The sequence below is a fragment of the Leucobacter fengyongliangi genome (assembly GCF_050971685.1).
Lineage (GTDB): Bacteria > Actinomycetota > Actinomycetes > Actinomycetales > Microbacteriaceae > Leucobacter.
Window position 1 is genome coordinate 147,340 of record NZ_JBPCEU010000004.1, and the last position, 15,377, is coordinate 162,716.

The window sequence follows — 15,377 nt, forward strand, 5'->3', positions numbered from 1 at the left end:
CTCCAGCTTACGAAGGATCCACTGGGTGAACGGCCAACTCTTGCACTTTGACGGACATAAAAGGCCAGACAGGAAGCGCACTGAGAATCTCATGGAGCTGCGTAGCGTTCTCTGCGCGCCAGAGACCCCAGTTCTCGCGTCGGCCTGGTACCCGCCACATCCGCACAAGGTGCCCCTTTTGTGCAAGGTCTGCGGCCATCGTTCGTTCTTCAACCGACAGTCGGTGCACCTCGTCCTCGAGAATGCCGTGAGGCCACTCAATCTGAATGTTGACTAAAAACTCGCTCATTGTGCTCATGCTCGTGATTCCTTTTCTAGATGCTGAATTTGCAGTGCGGCTCGTCGACCGGGGGCACCAGTCACGTACCCTCCCGGCCAGGTGCCCGCTCCCCCCAAGACAATTCCTGCCTGCAGCAGTTTGTCGACGAGCTCGGCATTTGGCCTTCCGTTGAGCATGCTCTCCGGTGTCAGATCACCATGTGTGATGTTGCTCCCTGTGAGCCCGAACTCCTCCTCAAGGTCGATCGGTGACAGCCATCGACGATCGATGATTCTGGCGCTCAGTCCTGGCAGTACTTGCTCGACCTGCGCCACACACCGATCCACAAACGCGGAACCGTTGGCCTGCCAGTAACCCTCACCGAGCGAGTGCGGCGCATGCCACACATTGAGGCTCATCAGGTGCTTCCCTTCCGGTGCCAAGCCTGGCGAGGTGAGACTAGGGATGAGCCCCCAAATAATTGGCTCGGCTGACGGACGACCTGCGATGCCGTCTTCCACAGCCCGTGTGATGTATTCCGGGTCAGGTCCGATCCTGAACTGAGCCGAGAGCAAGGCCTCTAATGGAGCACCCCCGGGAGCATTCGCAACCTCAGGCAGGCCATCGAGCGCAAGAGCGATCTTGAACGCAGATCCCGTTGGCGGAGCTGGCCAGAGCCGATCCTCAATTTCTGCGCCTGTAACTACTGCCCGAAGTGTTGATGGTTCAATGGTAGACACCACCCGGTCTACGTTCTCGATTCGAGCATCAGACTCTAGGACCACGCCACACGCATGGCCATACGCGTCAAACTCAATCTCTTCAACGCGACTATCTAGTAGAATCTCTACCCCGCTCGACCGCGCTGCCTTGATCAGAGCATCCACGATCGCCGCCATCGAGCCGATCGGCAAGCCAACGGAGCCTCGCAGTGGGGACACCTGATTCCCGAGCGGATCGACCGATCCTGTGGCTCGCGAGATAGGCCTCATGAGCAGACCGAAGGCGGATCCTTGAGCATGAGGCGACATAAGCTGGCCGTTCAGAGCAAGCATCATCATGACGCTCTTCATTCCATCTGATTTGAGTCGTTGCTCAAGGAACTCCATCAAGGTTCCTTCGATGATTTCGCGAGAGAATTCCTTCCTCGAAGCTGGCGCCATCCCTTCCAGCACCGCGTCAAGGCTGCGCGGCTGCTCCCAAAATGTCAGTCCGGTAGCCTCCCCAAGTCGATCAAGTGACTGCACGAGTTGGCGATGTCGACCCGATTCACCAGGAGACATTTCGTCCATTTGTTTAGCCACCAATTGTGGATCGCGCCATCCGACAAACAGGCCGTCGCGCATGGGATGCAGGAGTGTGACATCCGGCCTGTGGAATCGCAGACCGTGCCGCTCAAGTTCGAGTTCTTCCAGCACGAGCCCTTCAAATGAGCCCGGGGAGTTCGCAATGGATGTGCCATAGCCGGGGAGGTACTCATATCTTCCAACCACTCCCCCCAACGACGAGCGAGACTCAACGAGGGTGACTCGGTGCCCCGCCCGTGCCAGATAGGTCGCTGCAACGAGCCCATTGTGGCCTCCGCCAATCACAACAACATGTGAGCTCATGACGTCTCCGCGTCGAAAACTTCCCCAAAGAGTCGCATCCAGTTTCCACCCAACACAAGCGCGAGATCGCTCTCGCTGAACCCAGACCGTTGCATCGTTTGAACGAGTGTGGGGAATGCAGTGGGTGACTGGAACCACGCAGGCCACTCGACCACAGGAGCTGACTCGTTAATCGGTACCGGGCTTTCACGCCCCCAACGGCCCATCCGCCACCATTTCACTGCCTCGATGCCGTAGCCCGTGTAGAAGTCCGTGCCCAAAGCAACGTGTTCCACCCCAAATCGATCAGCGGACCAGGTAATCATGTCGACAAACTCCTGTTCCGTTGTACGAATGCCGTTCTTGAGCATCCGCACGTATGGGCTCAATCCGACCACTCCACCACGCTCGACGAGCGCCTGGAGCACCGTTGTCGATTTCGGTCGACGTGAGAGTTCCACATCCTTCCCGACAAATTCGAGCGGGTTTGCGTGAGTAATTGCGACAGGTGCTGAACTCGCGGCGATGGTATCGAGGCAAGTGCGCTCGGAGCAATGTGAAAGGTCGATAAGCATCCCGACGTCGTTGAGCTCACGCACAAACTGTCGACCCACATGTTGCGAGAGGCCTGCATCCTCATCTTCCCAGCAGCCGGCGGCAATACTGTTCTGAGTGTTGTAGGTGAGCTGCACGATTCGCACGCCCAAGTCGTGGAATATCTGCACCAAACGAATGTCATCGTCAAACGGCGCAGTGTTCTGAAATCCGAACACCACAGCGGTACGTCCGGAGGCAACGATCTCTCGAATTTCACTCGCACTTTTTGCGACCGCGACTAGATCCGAATTCTCCCGGAAAAGATCATTCCAGTGGCCGATCACCGACAGGGTTTCTCTTGCGGATTCCCAGACTGCAAGCGTGACGTGCACACAACCCACGTTTCCGCGCTGCCATTCGACGAACCGTTCCCTCGATGGCTTGCTGTACTGCAGACAGTCGACCAATATTGCCGAATTATTCAAAGTTTCTTGCATTGCGATTCTCAAGTCTTTCTCGCTTGTCTGATGAATTAGCTGACGATTTCAAATGGATCCGTCGTGGCACCGAACTCCTGGATAACGGCTTTCACCTGCTGAAACTCGCGCAGCCCCTCAACACCGTTTTCACGCCCTAACCCCGACAGCTTGTAGCCACCAAAAGGGGTCTGCCAGTCCATACCGCGATAAGTATTTACCCATACAGTGCCGGCTTGCAGACCGCGCGACATCTGGTGCGCCCGTCGCATGTCAGCGGTCCAGAAGCCAGCAGCCAACCCGAACTCCGAGTCATTGGCAATGCTCAGCGCTTCAGATTCAGTACCGAATTCCTGAATCGTGAGGACGGGGCCGAATACTTCGGTGCGGCAGATGATATTGGTGTTGTGTTCGACTGACAGCACCGTTGGCTGCAGCCAGTATCCCGACGCGAGGTTATCCGGCATTGCTGGTGGTTCTGTCCCGCCAGCAAGCACCCTCGCACCCTCAGACGTTGCGTCCCGCACGAGTTCACGAATCCGCTCGTACTGCTCTGCAGTGGCTATGGGTCCCAGGTGAGTTTCAGCGGAGAGAGGATCGCCGAGCCGAAGCCTCGCGATCCGTTCTAGCAGCAGCGAGACGAACTCTGCTGAAACGTCGCGATGCACGAGCACGCGGGATCCGGCGACGCAAGTCTGCCCTGTGCCCGAGAATGCGCCCTGCACCACCGCTGTCACCGCGTTACTGAGGTTGGCGTCATCGAAGACAATATGCGCAGACTTTCCACCGGCCTCTGCCACGAATCGCGCAAGTCGGCCGGTCACTACTGCACCGATACGTTTGGCTGCTGCAGTGCTTCCGGTGAATGACACCATGTTGACGCGAGAATCTGCGATCAACTGAGTGCCGACGTCAGCGCCACCCTGGAGCACCTGAAAGCACTCAGCCGGAACCCCTGCCTCGAGCACGATCTTCTGCAGCATTAGGCTGGAACCGGGCGAGTTTAGCGGCGGCTTCAGGATCACTACGTTCCCGGCTGCGAGTGCCGGAGCCAACTTCCATGTGCCTAGAGAGAAAGCTCCGTTAAAGGGCGTGATGAGTGCAACGACGCCGACGGACTCATGCCGGATTCGTCCGCTCTTTGCTGCGGAAAGCTCGATTTCTTCATCGCGCTGGGTGCGCAGCAAGGAGGCGTAATACTGCCACCAGCGCACACTCACGAGCACTTCAGCCATCGTCGACTTCAGCGGCTTGCCGTTGGCGAGAGTCTCAAGTGACGCGATTTCTTCTACATGGGCCTCTACCCCTCGCCCAATCTGATCGAGCACGTCGGCTCGTTGTTGTCTTGTCAGATCAAGCCACTCGCTCGATCTCACGGCCTGCGCAGCGGAATCCACCGCGAGATCGACCTGTTCGAGACTCCAAGTCACATGGCCCCAGGCCTCGCCGTTGAAGGGGCTGATCAGGGATTGAGACTCATTCCCTTCTACTGCTAGACCATTGATGCAGGAGTGAAAAGTTCGAGTAGTGAGTCGTTCGACGATCTTCTTCATTCTGTCTTCCTCAAGATTGAGTGTGTGCTGTTCGAAGCCTGCCCCCGGCAGCCATGTTTAATTAGATAGAACGACGGCGGCGGAGGATGAGTTTGCCGATGAGCTCTACCCCGTAGTAGAGCAGCAAGCCAAGCGCGGTAAGAATGACGAGCGCGGCAAAGAGCAGGTCAGTACGAAGGTTGCCCTGAGTCACAATCAGGAGGTATCCAAGTCCAGAATCGCTTCCGACGAATTCGCCAACAATCGCCCCGACAATAGCGAAGGCAACAGCGAGTTGCATGCCCGAGAGGATATGTGGCGTTGCATTGGGGAACCGAAGATAGCGGAACACTTGCCATTTCGAAGCGCGCATCGACGTGAGTAGGTCCACCGAGGCACTATTCACGGATTTCATGCCGAGGGTCGCATTCACGACCACCGGGAAGAAGGCCATTACAAATGCGATCAGCGCAGACGTCGTGATGCCTGTTCCGATCCACACAACCATCAGTGGGGCGATTGCGACCTTAGGTATGACCTGCGATGCAACAAGGATGGGGAAGACAGCAGCACCCGCGAGAGGCCACATCACCATGACTACTGCCAGCGCGATTCCAATGAGGACACTCAAGATGAAGCCAATGAGCGTCTCAATGAGTGTGACTCCCGCGTGACGCATGAGAAGGTCCCAGTTTTCAATGAGAGAGTTCCAAACGGCGCTAGGTGCGGGTAGAAGGAAGCTGGGGATTTCAGCGAGCTTAACGGTGACTTCCCAGAGCACTATGAGTATCACCAAGGTCGAGACCGGAGCTATCCAAGGTGCCTGTCTCAAAAGGCTCGACGTCCCGAAAGCCGACTTCTTCGCCGACAACTGCCGAGTCCGTACGGCAACGGTTCGATCATTCACTGCACTCATCACGAGTCCGCTCCTAGTCCACTACTGACGCCAGGTCCCTGAAAGACCCCTAGCGATTCGAACTCCTGTGTCACTTCAGCGACCTTCTCGAGAAACTCGGGTTCCGTTCTATGCCTGAGTTGCCTGGGCTGCGGCAGGGATATACCGATATCTGCGACGACCCTCCCTGGCCGAGCTGACATCACATAGATGCGGTCTGAAAGAAACACCGCCTCGGGGATGGAGTGCGTGACGAAGACAATCGTTGTGCCTGTAGTCGCAGCGAGCGCTGAGAGGTCAAGTGAGAGTTGGTCTCTCGTCATCGCGTCAAGAGCAGCGAAGGGCTCGTCCATCAATAGAAGTCTGGGGCGATGAAGCAGTGCTCGACAAATGCCGACGCGCTGCTTCATCCCGCCCGAGAGCTGATGCGGGAAGCTGTCGATGAAATCGGTTAAACCAACTTGCTCAAGTAGTGATCTGGCTCGCTCCTTGATTTCGGAGTTTCGCTGCTTCCGAACATCGGCCTGCAAGAGCACATTGTCGAGCACTGTTCGCCATGGCATGAGGAGATCAGTCTGGAACACAACGCCCAGTTCCGGATGGGAATCTTTCACCTCAGCCCCATCGACCAAAAGCAGCCCGTCAGTCGGTGTCTCGAGACCACCGATCAATCGGAGGAGCGTTGTCTTGCCGCAGCCACTGGGGCCAAGCAGAGAGACAAACTCACCCGGCTGGACCTGCAGGGTAACATCTTCAAGTGCGACCACCTCTTCCTTTCGCGTGGCATACCTCTTTGAGAGGTTCTCGCAGGTGATCTCGATCGGATTCATCATCAGCTTTGTTCCTCGCGGGAGCTATTCTGTAGGCAGCAAGTCGTTGGTGAACATGGTGTTTGCCGCTCGGGTCCCCGTCGCGCCGCCATATTCGACAAGGGTGTCGACAGTGGTATCCCAGTCCTCTTCGCTGCTTGTACCCCAATCACTCGACTCGGGCGCAGTAACCAGCGGGAGCCACAAGTCCAACTGTGTTTCGCACGAATCCTGTAGCACCGCCCCGTCGGATTTCGCAGTTAGTATCTCGCACGCCGCGGCGGGATCACTTACCGTGATCTCCAGCGCCTCGCGGTACGCTGCCAAGAAACTGGTGATTGCCTCAGGAGTCGAATCCAAAAAGTCGTTGTTGGCTACGAAGCCGTGGTCAAGAACTTCAAGGCCCATGTCGGAGAAGGACATGCCTGAAGCATCCTTACCTTCAGCGATCGCGTTAGAAACGTAGAAGTAGACCTGTCCACTGATTGCGTCAACTTCTCCTGTCATCAGTGCCGCGAACTTACCGTTTGCTGGGAGGCTTACGACCTGAACGTCGCTCTCGCCAATCCCATTCGCCTTCAAGAATGCTCCAAGAAGCGTGGAGTCCGACCCGCCGGGGGTCGAGCCAATCCGGAGTCCCTTTGCATCGTCGGCGGATTCGAGGGTGGTGCCCGCAAGAACAGTCAGCCCACTCGCATTTTTTTCCTGAACCTTGGCCACTGCGGTAATCGGAACCTCTTGAAGCATCGACGCAGCCGCTGTTGAGAGATCCGCCCAAGCGATATCCGTTTTTCCAGTTCCTACCTCGAGCACCGCATCGCCGGAGCCGCCTGGGAGTGTCTCAGAAACAGTTAGACCGTATTTCTCCCACAGGCCCTGCTCCGCGGCGACCGCAAATGGAGCGTGGTAGGGAACATATGTGCTCCAGTCAAGTGAGAGCCGCACATCCTGCAAAACGGCCCCTTCTGTATTGGTATCCGCGTCAGGGGCTGCGCTCGTGGAGCAAGAGGCCAGCATGGTAGCTGTCGCAAGGATTGCTCCAGCGGTGAGGACCCGGCGTGTTGACGCCGATCGTAGGTTGCGCATTTTGTATCTCCTTTGATGGTGAGCAACAGAAAATGTAATCGTGTACATGTAGGCTAGCGTCGCACCGAAAGCAAAGTCAAGCTCCCGGGGCAAAGAAATGAAAAGGTTTACATTCGCGAAATATTGGCGATCGAGCGTGATGCTCCGATCGCGAGCGCATGCCTCATTGAGGGCGCACGAAATGGTTTCATTTCACGGAAATCGACTAGTCAGTGAATTTCCTAGATCGGCGCAGACCTCGGGGCACCTGTCGACGGCGGGCCTGCCGGCGCAAGAAGCACGCTTGTAGACAAGCCTGCACGACGACCAGAACTACACCGCAGCAACTCGATGAATTCGCTGCAAGTCTCCTTTTGCCATAGACCCAGAGGAAAGCCCGTCGGCGCCAACTTCAGTCCTTGGAAATTCGCTTCGCTAGCTCCCAGAGCTTCAACCGGCTCGCGGCCGGGCGCGAACACAAGGTGTAATGCGACCGAATCTTGTGGGGAATCGCGGGACCCCAGGCGACCTGAGACGCGTCGCCCACCTCGGTCAGAACCGCCTGACCGTAGGGAAGACCCGGTTGGCGAGGCTGGGATTCAGCCTCCGCACGCGGGTCACGTGATCCGCCGAGATGTCACGCACGATCAGTCCGTCTTCGAGCGTCAACTCGCCCGTGATGCCACCCATGGGGTCGATGAGCATCGATCCGCCCGTCGCGAGCGGCGGCCCCTGCACCACACCGGCCACGTAGCTCGTATTTTCGATCGCCCGGCTGCGCAGCATCGTCTTCCAGTGGTCTTCTTTGCGCGGACCGGGAGGCCAGCCCGCCGAGTACACCAGCAGGTCGGCACCGCGGTCGATGTAGGCGCGCGCCCACTCGGGGAAGCGCAAGTCGTAGCAAATCAGCACCCCAACGTTGAAGCCGCCGATCTGCACCACGAGCGGGTCGGGGGCGTCGGATGCGAGCAGGTTCGCCGATTCCTGGTACCCGAACGCGTCGTAGAGGTGCACCTTGCGGTAGGTGCCGATTACCTCACCCGCTGAATCGATCACTACCGAGGTGTTGAAGGGCCGGCTCTCGTGGCTCGTCTCAAAGACGTTGCAAATGATCGCGATGCCGTGTTCGCGCGCAGCGTCGCGCAGGGCAGTGACGAACTCTCCATCAAGGTTCTCAGCGGCCTCGCGAATGGCGGGCGTCGACTCTTCGGGCATGTACATGGCGTACTCGGGGAGGATGAGCAGCTCTGCCTGCTGCGATGCCGCCTCGCGCACCCATGCGAGAATGCGTGCGAGGTTGTCGGCCTTGTCGGTGCCCGCCGTGAACTGGCAGAGTGCGATGCGCATGATTTCCCTCCGATGACGCGGGTGCCGCCGTGCCCCACTGTCAAAACGTTTTGATACCGTGTGAACTACACTACTCTCATCGGAGTATGTCTGGCAAGGAGAACCATGCCCCAGAATCGTGCAACGCCGCACAAACGAGCGACCATACGTGATGTCGCCGAGCTCGCCGGGGTTTCGATCAGCACCGTCTCGCACGTCTTCTCGGGCAGCCGACCCATCTCAGATGCCACCGTCGAGCGGGTGAAGCTCGCGGCAGAAAAGCTGCGCTACCAGGCCAACCCATCGGCGAAGAACCTCCGCACCGCAAAGGCCGGCATCATCGGGCTGATCGTGCGCCCCAAAGATGCCATTCACGGCACCATACGCGGCACCGAAACCTTCCAGCGCCTGCTCGGTTCGATCGCCACACACGCGCTCGAGCAGGGGCGCGGGCTGATCCACGTGCCCGACGTGCTCGACCCCACCTCAATTAGCGTGCCCATGGATGTGTGCATCGTCGCCCACCCGTATCGAAACGACCAGGTCGTCGCCAAACTGCGCTCGCGCGGGGTGCCGCTCGTGATGATCGACACCGACCCGACGCATGCCGATTTGCCGTGGGCCGTGAACATCGACCACACCCTGGCCCCACGCGCCTATCTCGACGCGTTTCTCGCCGAGGGGCGCCGTCGCATCAGCTACATTTCGGGCACCGAAGACAACGCCTGGAACCGCGACGGTGTCGCCGAATATCTCGCCTGGTGTGCAGAACAGGGCCTCGCGGCGGATCACCACGAGGTGTACGAGGGGGAAGGCATCGAGGGGTCGATCCGCATCGCGCGCGATCTGTTCGCCCGCGAAGATCGGCCCGACGCGATTCTCACCGGCCCCAGCACCTTCGCCCACGGCGTGCTGCTCGTGGCCCAAGAACTCGGCATTCGCGTGCCCGAAGATCTGGCGCTCGCGACCCTCACCGACAGTGAGCGCACGCGCGCCTCGCAGCCGCCCATCACCTCGCTCGACCTGTGCATGGAAGACGCCGGCGCCGAGGCCGTGCGCCTCGCCATCGCGCTCTCGGATGGGGCGGCGCCGCCGGCGACTCCGGTAACGATTAGCCCCGAGATTCTCTGGCGCACCTCGCTACCGCAGCCGACCAATCTGCGGCCGGCCGCGGCGTAGCTTCGGTCTACTCTTCCGCCATCAGGCTCGGCAGCCAGGTGGCGATCTCGGGGAAGAACACCATGAAGATAAGCAGCCCCACCGAGATCGGCAGGAACCACGCCGCACCCATGAACACCTGACCAAGGGTGACCCGGCGACCCAGGTTCACGTCTTTGAGCTGCGCGAGCTTGAAGAGAATGAACACCATCATGCCCACCGGCGGTGTCATCACCGCCAGCTCGCCCAAGAACACCACGAAGACGCCGAAGAACACCAGGCTGATGCCAAAGGTTTCAAGCGACGGCATGAGCAGCGGCACCGAGATGAGCATCATGGTGAGCGGATCGAGCACCATGCCGAGAATGAGGTACATCAAGATCAGCATGAGCAGGAAGCCCACCGCGTTCAGCCCCATCGCCTCGATAGCGTCGGTGACGACCCCGGTGACTCCGCTCACGACGAGGGCGCGGTTGAAGATCATCGCCCCGAAGAACAGGAAGAAGATGCCAGCCGTCGACCCCACGGTGTCTTTCAGCGACTGCCCCACCGCGTGCGTCGCCTTGCGCGGCTTCAGGTACAGAAAGGTGAGTAGCAGCGCACCAAACGCGCCGAACGCGCCCGCCTCGGTGGTCGTGAAGAACCCCGAGTACATGCCACCGAACATGACGATGATGAGCAGCGGCAGCGGCCACACCCGCGCGAGCGACTGCCAGCGATCGCGCCAGGTGATGCCGGTGTCGCCGAACCCCTCGCCGCGGCGGCGCCCGACCAGGTGCGGCATCGCCAGCACCAGACCGATGATGACGAACGCGTAGAGCACCGCGAGCAACACCCCGGGCACGAGGCCCGCCATAAGCTGCGGGCCGACGGGCACCGAGGCGATGCCCGCGTAAATCACCATGTAGATGCTCGGCGGAATCAGCTGCCCGCCGGTGCCCGCGATAATCACCGAACCGGTGGCGAGGCGCGGATCGTAGTTGCGCTTGAGCATCTCGGGCAGGCCGATGCGGCCGAGCGCGGCCACAGTGGCGACCGTCGACCCCGTGATAGCGCTCATGCCGGCACCGGCGAAGTTCGTGCCCACGGCGAGGCCGCCGGGCATCCACGACAGCCAGTTCGTCGCCGCGGCATAGATGCGTTCGGTAATGCCGGATCGCCACAGCAACAGCCCCATGAAGATGAACATCGGCAGTACCGTGTAGCTCCACACCGCAGTCGTGCCGAAGGGCAAGGTGCGCAGTGCGCCCTCGACGACTCCCGATCCACGCAGCAAGAACAGCGCCAGGGCCCCGGCGACCCCCATAGCCACACCGATGTGCACGTTCATGAAGAGGAGGCAGAGCATGAACAGTGCCGCGAGCCCGCCGAGAGCTGGCGCGCTCACGTCGCCGAAGAACATGAAGAAGACGGTGCCGAGCGCGACGCCATACAGCGCGATGCGCACCGGCCACGAGCGGAAGTACGGCGCGTCTTGCAGCTTCTTCTCGGAGCGCGTGACCCCAAGCGTTTCTGTGACCGTCATGCGGTGTGATCCTCTCGCGAAGCGGTGCGGTACTCGCGAATGCGGTGCACCAGACGGGAAATCAGCTCGACTGCGAACAGCGTGCAGCCCAACGGAACGAGGAAGCGAGGCTGCCAAATCGGCACCCCGCTGCCGATGCCGATTGCACCCTGCTGCATCAACGTCATCGCCTCTTCGAGACCGAACCACGCCATGCCGAGCAGCAACGCGACCGACAGCACCGTGCCGACGATGGTGAACTCGAGCTTCAACTGCGGGCGCAACCGGTCGTAGACGATGGGGGCCGAGATGTGTTGATCGGTGCGCTCGGCCATCGCGAGGCCGAGAAATACGATGATTGGCATGTACCAGAACTGCGACACCTCAAGCGTCGCCGGTGCGGGCTGGTTGAACAGGTAGCGCATCGCAACATCAATTACGACGTGCGCCATGAGCGCCAGCACGCCAATGCCTCCGAGCACGCCGAAGAAGCTTGTCACACGGTCGAGCACGCTTCGCCGCGTCGGCGGGCGGTGCTCGCCGGGAGTGGCGACATCGGCCACAGGTGGAGTGGACATGAGGGTTCCCTTGGTGACGGGGTCGGCTTGACCGGGGGAGTGGTGCGGGGTGAAGGTGCTCAATGCCCGGTGCTGCCGCGGGTGGGTGCGGCACCCGGGCGCCTGGGCGATCCACCTGATCAGAAACGGTGGGGGCCGGGCCACAATTTGGCCCGACGCCCCACCCTATCTGCGTGAGCTACTGCGGGCGGTTCGGGTTCATGACCCGCTCCATGTAAGCCTCGATGAAGGCGTCGATGTCGGTCGGGTTTTCTTCGTACGACTCAGCCCACTCGAGCCAGGTCGTGTTTTCGGCATCCGAGTACCCGAGATCTTCGGTGACGATCTTCAGCCAGTCGGCCTGCGTCGCAGCGTAATCCTGGAACAGGGTCTGACCCTCGCCCAGAAGGCCCGTTGCGCGCACGTCAACATCGGCCAGCGTCTTCTCGCGCTGCGCGGTGAGCGCCTCGCGCACGTCATCTTCGTACTCGATGATCTCGACCTGAGTTGCGGCCAGGCGCAGCTCTTCGGCGACCGCCGCCATGCTGCGGTCAATCATGCTGCGCAGCAGGGTCTCGCCCGCCTCGTCCCACAGAATCTGCTGGGCTTCGACCGGCAACTCGTTCCAGACGCGCTCGGCGATCGTGATGTGCGTGCCGTTCCAGCCCTGGAAGTTCACCTGGGTGTCGACGACGAAGTAGTCGGCGACGTCGAAGAGGCCCATCTCCATGCTGTTACCCGGCGACTGCACGGCGCAGTCGATGACGCCACGCTCCATGGCTTCGTAGACCTCGGCCTGCACCAGGTTCACCGGCGTCGCGCCCAGCGCCTCAACCTCTGTCGCCCAGCCGGCACCCGGCACGCGAATGCGCTTGCCGGCGAAGTCGTCGAGGCTCTGCACCGGCTCACCCTTGCACAGCAGCGGGTTGTTGGGCATCTGCTGCACCATGGTGAGCAGCGAAACGATGCCGGCGCTTTCGATCTCGGCCTGCAGCTCTTCGCTCTCCATACCGAACTGCGACGAGCCGTAGCCCTGCAGCTGCGACACGACCGGGGTCTGCTCGGTGAGGAACGCGGTCTCGGTAACCAGCGCGTTCACCGGCAGCGCGGTGGGGTTGTAGGCGGGCATCGACCATGCCATGTCGAGCAGGCCGTCGCGCAGCGCCGCCTCTTGCTCGGCCACGGGGCTCAGTGCCGAAGAGAAGGAGATGTCGAAGGTGATCGCGCCCTCTGAGCGCTCCTCGACCGCGGCCGCATAGTCGACCCACATTTCAGACATGAAGTGATTCGGGCCGTATGGCGACTGCACCACGAGGGTCACAGGATCCATGTCTGCCAGGGCGCCGCTTGCGCCGCCGTCGGCAGTGTCACCGGATCCGCCGCCCGAGCATGCGGTCAGTGCGAGCGCGGCGGTGAGGCCGACCGCGCCGACCATCGTTCCCCGGTGGCGCCTGGGGGTGTTCATCTGAGCCATTCCATCTCCTTCGATTGGATCAATCGGCGTGTGCTGTCAACGTTGTGTGTGAGCGGCGTGAGCCTCACGACCCGTTCCGCATCATTCATCAAAACGTTTTGACGTTCACACGTTACGCGTTGATCGCCTGTCCCGCAAGTAGCAATTCTGAGCGTTACCAACTCTTGATACTGGCGCGCATCGACGGCAGATCGATAGTGGATCGGCCACTCCAAGCCCGCTCACAGCCCGTACGCGCGTGTCTCGATCGCCGACACTACGCCGTCTTGCGGCAGCGTCGCGGCGAGGTTGGCCCGGGCGAAGTCAAGCTCAAACGGGAGCGACTGCTGCGCGATCACGAGCGCGTCGAGTTCGGGAATCTCGTCAGCCAGGTCGGCTTCGCGTTCGTGCAGCACCACGCGGCGCCCGCTCGCGTCGAGGCGCGGTGTTGCGAGAGCGCGTGCAAGCTTGCGCTGGGCTGCGGCGCTGCCCGCGTCATGGCGCTGGCCTTCGCTCTCGCTCTCGCTCTCGCTCTCGCCGTCACCTTCGACGAGCTCGCGCACGAGGTGGAACATCGCACTAATGATGCGCCGCCCACCCGATGCCCCAAGCGCGATCGCGGTGCCGTCGGGGTGCGTCACGAGCGCCGGGGCCATGTTCGCGACCGGGCGCCCGCCCGCAGTGATGCTGTTCGCGGCCCCCGGCTTTGCGTTAAACCACGCCATCGCCGAGTCAAACAACAGCCCGGTGCGCGGGCAAAGCACCGCTGACCCAAAGTGATTCGCCGCCGTGTGCGTGATCGACACGACGAACCCGGCGCGGTCGGCTGCCGAGACATGGGTGGTGCCCGAGGTGGGCTCGGTCGCGCCCCGACTCCCCCACTGCGGCGGCGTGGCGCGATCCGCCGGTTCGAACGGCCACGGGTCATGCAGCGCGACGTCGGCGAAATGGGTCCAGGGTTCCGTGGGCAGCGCCCGCGGGTTCCATGACTCGGTCGCGCACAGCTGCGCCACGAACTCGGCATACCCCGCGCTCAAGAGCCCCTCGACTGGCACGGGCCGGTGTTCGGGGTCGGCGAGCCAGTGGTAGCGATCCGCAAATGCGTGCCGAAGCACCCGCGAAGTGGATCGCACCCGCTCAGCACGGGTAAGGCGTTGCGTGGCGGGCACGAGGTGCTGCCAGACATTCAGCGCCTGCAGCACGGTGAGGCCGCCGCCCGGCGCCCTCGGCACCGCGACCGTGGCGTCACGGAAGCTCATGGTGCGCGGCGTCTCGATGCGGGGCACCGCGCGCAGCAAGTCGGGCGCACCGAGCACCATGCCGTACTCGGTGAAGGTCTGCGCGAGCTGCCCGGCGATCTCGCCCGTGGTGAGCGCCTGGGGCCCTTGGGCCGCCACCACCTCCAGCGTGCGCGCCAGACGCGGCTGCGCGACCATCGGGGGCTGATCGATCGAGAGGCCATACGCGGTGGCGCTTGAGCTGCCCTTCGGCAGACCCCCCTCGAGAAACGTCTCTGCACAGCCAGGGTCGCGCTGCAACAGTGCGAGATCTTGCAACGCATTCACCACAAACCACGTGTCTGCGGCGAACCCTTCAGCGGCGGCGCGGATCGCGGGCGCGAACACCGTGGCCCGCGGCAGGGCGCCGAACCGCTCGTGGGCCTCGGTCAGCGCGAGCAGCGTGCGCGGCACCCCCGAGGCGCGGGGCCCCGAGACGTTCGCGTTGTCGACCACCGGGGCGAGCCCGAGCACGGCCGACGAGGCGGCTTGGGTGTCGATCTCAAACATCTCGGGGTGTGCGGCGCTCGGGGCGAGCGGGCCAGCGTCGACCGACACGAGCTCGCCGCTCGGGAGACGAATGAGGATGAAACCCGAGCCGGCCAGCGTGGTTTCTGTCGGCTCGATCACGCCGGCGACGAGAGCGGCCGCGACTGCGGCGTCGACGGCGTTGCCACCCAGCTCATACATCTCGAGGCCGGCGCGCACGCTCGCGTCGCGCGCCCCGACGACCGTGCCGCGGTCACTCGTGCGGGTCGATACGGGGATCGACCCGCTGTCGTGGGTCAGTGTGGGCATACCGGCTCCTCCTCCGTTGCGTTGTTGTGGACTGTGGGCTTTGCTTCGGCTGTGGGCCCTGGGCCCTGGGCTTCGGGCTTCGGCTGTGGGCTGTTGGCTCTATCGTTGTCACCCGTGTGTGGCACCGTTGAGTCCGTCGCCA

The 15,377-nt window shown here is 61.6% G+C and carries 13 protein-coding genes; 1 reads left to right on the top strand and 12 read right to left on the bottom strand.

Annotation, left to right across the window (positions count from 1 at the left end; all coding sequences use genetic code 11):
• Positions 1-7 precede the first annotated feature (7 nt).
• The 8 genes from ACR0R4_RS04655 to ACR0R4_RS04690 all read right to left on the bottom strand — a co-directional run bounded on the left by ACR0R4_RS04655 (position 8) and on the right by ACR0R4_RS04690 (position 8,509).
• A complete protein-coding gene (locus ACR0R4_RS04655) occupies positions 8-298 on the bottom strand; it encodes a muconolactone Delta-isomerase (RefSeq protein WP_433646192.1) in 291 nt (96 codons plus the stop codon).
• Positions 295-1,869: a phytoene desaturase family protein gene (locus ACR0R4_RS04660; protein WP_433646193.1), complete on the bottom strand. Its 1,575-nt coding sequence runs from the start codon at positions 1,867-1,869 to the stop codon at positions 295-297. Before ACR0R4_RS04660 ends, ACR0R4_RS04655 begins: the two co-directional genes overlap by 4 nt.
• Positions 1,866-2,882 (bottom strand): membrane dipeptidase, encoded by a 1,017-nt coding sequence (locus ACR0R4_RS04665; protein WP_504362684.1) that lies wholly within the window; start codon positions 2,880-2,882, stop codon positions 1,866-1,868. Before ACR0R4_RS04665 ends, ACR0R4_RS04660 begins: the two co-directional genes overlap by 4 nt.
• Before the next feature lie 35 nt (positions 2,883-2,917).
• Entirely contained in the window at positions 2,918-4,414 is a 1,497-nt protein-coding gene (locus ACR0R4_RS04670; RefSeq protein ID WP_433646195.1) for an aldehyde dehydrogenase family protein, read from the bottom strand.
• A 61-nt stretch (positions 4,415-4,475) separates the two neighbouring features.
• Positions 4,476-5,309, bottom strand: coding sequence for an ABC transporter permease (locus ACR0R4_RS04675; RefSeq protein WP_433646197.1), 834 nt, complete (start codon positions 5,307-5,309; stop codon positions 4,476-4,478).
• Positions 5,309-6,121 carry an ABC transporter ATP-binding protein gene (locus ACR0R4_RS04680; protein ID WP_433646198.1) on the bottom strand — a complete coding sequence of 271 codons (813 nt, stop codon included), beginning with the start codon at positions 6,119-6,121 and terminating at the stop codon, positions 5,309-5,311. Before ACR0R4_RS04680 ends, ACR0R4_RS04675 begins: the two co-directional genes overlap by 1 nt.
• 21 nt (positions 6,122-6,142) lie before the next feature.
• Entirely contained in the window at positions 6,143-7,042 is a 900-nt protein-coding gene (locus ACR0R4_RS04685) for an ABC transporter substrate-binding protein (RefSeq protein ID WP_433646240.1), read from the bottom strand.
• Positions 7,043-7,714: 672 nt separating this feature from the next.
• Positions 7,715-8,509 carry a carbon-nitrogen hydrolase family protein gene (locus tag ACR0R4_RS04690; protein WP_433646199.1) on the bottom strand — a complete coding sequence of 265 codons (795 nt, stop codon included), beginning with the start codon at positions 8,507-8,509 and terminating at the stop codon, positions 7,715-7,717.
• A gap of 105 nt (positions 8,510-8,614) precedes the next feature.
• Here ACR0R4_RS04690 and ACR0R4_RS04695 point away from each other — a divergent pair, with 105 nt between their 5' ends.
• Entirely contained in the window at positions 8,615-9,667 is a 1,053-nt protein-coding gene (locus ACR0R4_RS04695; RefSeq protein WP_433646200.1) for a LacI family DNA-binding transcriptional regulator, read from the top strand.
• Positions 9,668-9,674: 7 nt separating this feature from the next.
• Here the strand turns inward: ACR0R4_RS04695 and ACR0R4_RS04700 are convergent, their stop codons facing one another.
• From ACR0R4_RS04700 to ACR0R4_RS04715, 4 genes are all read right to left on the bottom strand, one after another.
• Positions 9,675-11,171 carry a TRAP transporter large permease gene (locus ACR0R4_RS04700; RefSeq protein WP_433646201.1) on the bottom strand — a complete coding sequence of 499 codons (1,497 nt, stop codon included), beginning with the start codon at positions 11,169-11,171 and terminating at the stop codon, positions 9,675-9,677.
• Positions 11,168-11,728: a TRAP transporter small permease subunit gene (locus ACR0R4_RS04705; RefSeq protein WP_433646202.1), complete on the bottom strand. Its 561-nt coding sequence runs from the start codon at positions 11,726-11,728 to the stop codon at positions 11,168-11,170. The genes ACR0R4_RS04700 and ACR0R4_RS04705 overlap by 4 nt, the downstream gene beginning before the upstream one ends.
• A gap of 178 nt (positions 11,729-11,906) precedes the next feature.
• Positions 11,907-13,181: a TRAP transporter substrate-binding protein DctP gene (dctP, locus tag ACR0R4_RS04710; protein WP_433646203.1), complete on the bottom strand. Its 1,275-nt coding sequence runs from the start codon at positions 13,179-13,181 to the stop codon at positions 11,907-11,909.
• 221 nt (positions 13,182-13,402) lie between these two features.
• Positions 13,403-15,235 (bottom strand): gamma-glutamyltransferase, encoded by a 1,833-nt coding sequence (locus ACR0R4_RS04715; RefSeq protein ID WP_433646204.1) that lies wholly within the window; start codon positions 15,233-15,235, stop codon positions 13,403-13,405.
• Between the last annotated feature and the right edge of the window lie 142 nt (positions 15,236-15,377).

Bases quoted from the DNA above. Each gene is read 5' to 3' on its own strand.
- ACR0R4_RS04655 (WP_433646192.1), bottom strand. From the start codon at position 298: ATGAGCACAATGAGCGAGTTTTTAGTCAACATTCAGATTGAGTGGCCT.
- ACR0R4_RS04660 (WP_433646193.1), bottom strand. From the start codon at position 1,869: ATGAGCTCACATGTTGTTGTGATTGGCGGAGGCCACAATGGGCTCGTT.
- ACR0R4_RS04665 (WP_504362684.1), bottom strand. From the start codon at position 2,882: ATGCAAGAAACTTTGAATAATTCGGCAATATTGGTCGACTGTCTGCAG.
- ACR0R4_RS04670 (WP_433646195.1), bottom strand. From the start codon at position 4,414: ATGAAGAAGATCGTCGAACGACTCACTACTCGAACTTTTCACTCCTGC.
- ACR0R4_RS04675 (WP_433646197.1), bottom strand. From the start codon at position 5,309: ATGAGTGCAGTGAATGATCGAACCGTTGCCGTACGGACTCGGCAGTTG.
- ACR0R4_RS04680 (WP_433646198.1), bottom strand. From the start codon at position 6,121: ATGATGAATCCGATCGAGATCACCTGCGAGAACCTCTCAAAGAGGTAT.
- ACR0R4_RS04690 (WP_433646199.1), bottom strand. From the start codon at position 8,509: ATGCGCATCGCACTCTGCCAGTTCACGGCGGGCACCGACAAGGCCGAC.
- ACR0R4_RS04695 (WP_433646200.1), top strand. From the start codon at position 8,615: ATGCCCCAGAATCGTGCAACGCCGCACAAACGAGCGACCATACGTGAT.
- ACR0R4_RS04700 (WP_433646201.1), bottom strand. From the start codon at position 11,171: ATGACGGTCACAGAAACGCTTGGGGTCACGCGCTCCGAGAAGAAGCTG.
- ACR0R4_RS04705 (WP_433646202.1), bottom strand. From the start codon at position 11,728: ATGTCCACTCCACCTGTGGCCGATGTCGCCACTCCCGGCGAGCACCGC.
- dctP (WP_433646203.1), bottom strand. From the start codon at position 13,181: ATGGCTCAGATGAACACCCCCAGGCGCCACCGGGGAACGATGGTCGGC.
- ACR0R4_RS04715 (WP_433646204.1), bottom strand. From the start codon at position 15,235: ATGCCCACACTGACCCACGACAGCGGGTCGATCCCCGTATCGACCCGC.